Annotated in this window: 2 protein-coding genes; both read right to left on the reverse strand. The window is 52.9% G+C overall.

Annotated elements, in window-relative coordinates:
- Positions 1 to 69: 69 nt before the first annotated feature.
- Positions 70 to 795: an IS21-like element helper ATPase IstB gene (istB, locus tag GSF01_RS29020; protein WP_159888747.1), complete on the reverse strand. Its 726-nt coding sequence runs from the start codon at positions 793 to 795 to the stop codon at positions 70 to 72.
- Positions 796 to 797: 2 nt separating this feature from the next.
- Positions 798 to 2,285: an IS21 family transposase gene (gene istA, locus GSF01_RS29025; RefSeq protein WP_159888748.1), complete on the reverse strand. Its 1,488-nt coding sequence runs from the start codon at positions 2,283 to 2,285 to the stop codon at positions 798 to 800.
- Positions 2,286 to 2,419 lie beyond the last annotated feature (134 nt).

The following is a 2,419-nucleotide window of genomic DNA, read 5'->3' on the forward strand; positions in this document are numbered from 1 at the left end:
TGTTTTTTGCAAGCGAAAAATGCTTAAACTTGCTGCCAAAAATGCCGAGACCGCTTGCCAGATGAATGGTCACTGCGGAATTCGCTCCATCGCTTGCTTGAGCCGGAAACTTTCACCCGTGAATGAAAGAATGTGCGCATGATGTACAAGGCGATCGACCAAAGCAGATGTCAACTTCGTGTCTCCAAAAATCGAGGTCCATTGCCCAAACTCGAGATTGGATGTGACGATCACGCTCTGCTGTTCATAGCAATCCGCAATCACATTAAACAATAGCTCCGAGCCCGTTTGGTTAAACGGGACATAGCCCACTTCATCTAAAATAATCAGATCCATCTTCTTCAGCTTCTCACGAAAGCGGCTGAGTATACCCGCTGCAAACTTCTCTTGCAAGAGGGCCACTAAATCCGAAGCCCGAAAGAATTGTACAGCATGCCCTCGTCTACAAGCCTCTACCCCAAGCGCAGTCGCCATATGCGTTTTGCCCGTCCCGACCGCCCCCATTAGCAGCAAGTTCTCGCGCTGCACGAGCCATTTCATGTCGAGTAGCGTTCCGATCGAGCAATCGCTAGGGAACGAAATATGTTCGCTTACGTAACCCTCAAAAGTCTTGAGGTGTGGGAAGCCGGCTTGTTGCACAAGTTTCCCTAGCCGGGCGCGTCGTCTTCCTTCTCGTTCCGCCAGCAGCAACTGCTCGACAAGCGCTCTCGTTTGCTCGTCTTGTTGCTGTGCGACATAATCGACGATGTGCGCCAATCGAAGCTGCCTGCACAGGTCTACCAAGTCCGGTTTCATCGTCAGCACACCCCCATCAGTCGATCATATTGACGCAGCGATGCAACCTCTTGGGCCCCCGGCGGTGAGAGTTTCTCGTCCCACGCTACCGGTATGTCGCGGTTCACTTGCACAAGTCCGAGAGCCGCCGTTAATTGCATAATCGTCGCCTCGCTGGGTGATGTCTGTAACACCTGGGCGATCTGCCCGATCGCATAGACACTGCACCAATGCGCTAGTGCTTGCAATCGTTCCTTGCGCAAGGCAAGATCGGCAACACCGACATAAACTTGCACCTCCTCCGGCAGCATCCGGATGAACTGGGAATGGCCCACACTGCGCGGCTTTCGGAGCAGATTGGTGAAGACTTGCGTCCACGGTACTTCGGCTGTTTTGCCGGTGTACGGACGCGGCACCTCTCGCACCCGTTGGTGCTCTTTGGTCAATATCACGAGTCGATCCCAATAGGTCTGGACCAGCACTTCACTGCCCGGGGGAACAAGACCAACGAGCGGGATGGCAACGCCTTCAAACCGAATTTCGCCATACTTGTTCACAGCTGCCGCACTCAGTCGAAACGGTTCGAAAGCTTCCTCTGGCAAGGTCAGCAGCTGTGCACGGTCCGCTTCCCACAACTCGGCGATGCGGATACCCTTGGCGTAGTGTGGTCGCTCGCGATCCTGCCGCGCTTGCTCGGCGAAATACGCAGCTAACTGCTCGTGGTTTTCATAAAGCGGAATCGGTACCGCCCAATTGCGCTTGGCATAGCCGCACTTGCTCTCAACATGTCCCTTCTCGTGGCCACTGTACGGATTACAAAACACTGCCTCGATTCGGTAGTGAGCGCAAAAGCGCTGAAAGCCCTCCGTGAGCTGGCGTTCGCCATGCTTCTCAATATGAACGACTGCGGCTGACAGATTGTCGAACCAGATGCGTCGGGGGACACCGCCCATCTCTTTGAAGCATTGGGTCATCCCCTTGAGAAAACACTCCTGATTCTCTGCTGGCGTTGGATAAACAAACGCTGCGTTGCTGTATGGGAATGAGACGACGAGTAGTTTGTACGTCATAAGCTGCTGATCGCGGCTGACTTGAATCGTCGTAAAGTCGACTTGCGCTTCGCCGGGCGGATGTTCAAGCCGCTCATACGTTTTTGCGCGTTCCAACGCCATTCTACTCTTTTGTTGCTTGACGTAGGAGAGAACCGTTCGCTGTCCGCCGGTAAACGCATGCTCCGCTTGCAGGCGTTGAAAGATACGGACGCCCGTGTGCCTCTGCTTACGCGGAAGAAGCTGGTCCTCTTCCAGCCAAGCATCCACAATTTCCATGTACGGTCCCATCACCGGGCTGCTGCTCTTACGCTTACCAAGTTGTTCGTTCCAATTGTCCTTATCCGCATATCGCTTGGCTGTCCGCCAATGAACGCCCACCTGCCTAGCAATCTCACTCACCGAACAACCTTCTGCTTCACGTAAAAATTTGATATACTCTTGTTGAGGCATTTTCAGCATTCCTTCCAGTCTCCTTCGTCAGTTCTCGCAAACCTTACGATAGGAGTTTAATAGGATGCTGGCAAGTGTCTCTTTTGCATTTAACTTAGCATTTTTACGCTGCAATATTCGGCACTTTTATTATGCAATAAACA

This window comes from Paenibacillus puerhi, assembly GCF_009846885.1.
GTDB lineage: Bacteria > Bacillota > Bacilli > Paenibacillales > NBRC-103111 > Paenibacillus_G > Paenibacillus_G puerhi.